This is a genomic window from Streptomyces sp. NPDC001056 (genome assembly GCF_053598955.1).
Genome location: NZ_JBSFLI010000122.1, coordinates 1 through 1,115, shown reverse-complemented (window position 1 = coordinate 1,115; position 1,115 = coordinate 1). Strand labels below are relative to the sequence as shown.

The 1,115-nt window shown below is 64.3% G+C and carries 2 pseudogenes; both read right to left on the bottom strand.

The features are described from left to right. Positions 1 to 1,002 (bottom strand): annotated as a pseudogene (locus tag ACWDD7_RS37860) (hypothetical protein); the annotation flags it as partial. Further along, a pseudogene (locus ACWDD7_RS37855) lies at positions 1,003 to 1,086 on the bottom strand (hypothetical protein); the annotation flags it as partial. Positions 1,087 to 1,115 lie beyond the last annotated feature (29 nt).

The following is a 1,115-nucleotide window of genomic DNA, read 5'->3' as shown; positions in this document are numbered from 1 at the left end:
CCAGGGTGAGGTGTAGTCGTGGAGCTGGTTCTCCGGGTCGGCGGGCTTGAGGTGCAGGGTGACCGAGGTGCCCTGCGGCGCGTCCTCGACCGCCGCAGCCTGCAGCGCGTCGTTGACGTTGTGGTACTCCTTGCCGTCGATCGTGTACGTCGGTGCGGTCACGTCGCCGTTCGCGTCGAAGCCCGTACCGCCGCCGACCACGTTGGCCAGGCCTTTGAGCTGGCCGAGGTTGACCGCATCGGTGTTCTGCGTGCCATTCGCGACATGGATGATCTGCCGTTCGGCGCCTGCCGTGCCGATCGACAACGCATTCGCACGGTCCGCGATCGAGTTGGCACCCAGCGCGATGCTGTTCGATCTCAGCGCCTGCGAGTTCGCCCCGAGCGCGATGGCGTCCACGACGTTCTGTTGCACGGTCGCGTTCGTACCGATAGCGATGCTGTTCACGGTGCCGGACTTCGTCGTCGCGGCGTCACCTATCGCGATCGAGCTCTTGCCAACAGCTGTCACCTTATTGTTACCGACTGCTACCGCGTTTTCGGCATTGGCCCTTGCTCGGGAACCGATCGCCAATGCGCCTGCGCCGTTCGTCGTGACCATGCTGCCGATCGCCACCGCATACGGTTGCTCGACCCCGGTCTGTGCAATGCTGCCGATCGCCACCGAGTGATCCGAATTCGAGACCGCCTGCAGACCAACCGCGATCGAATTGATCCCGCTGGCGCCACTCCCGACGCCAATGGCGGCAGCCGTGCCCATCTTCGGATCGCGACCGTTCATCGATGCGATGTTCGGCATGCTGCCGTCCGCACCCAACCCTTCGATCGCGACAAAACTGCCCGGCTTCGATTCGACGTCGCGCACCATCCGCGTCATCTTCGCGTCGAGCTTCGTATTCGCGGAATGCATCGCCTCGGTCAGTTGCTTCACGTTGACGGCATCGGTGTCGTCGACACCAGCTGCGACGTGAACGACACGGCGCTCTTCACCGACGTTGCCCACCGCAACGGTGTTGTCGTCGTCGGCGACCGAGTTGGAGCCGATTGCAACGGAGTTGAGGCCGTTCGCGCGCGAACCTGATCCCAGGGGCCGCGGTCCTGGCCTGGTTGGGCAAG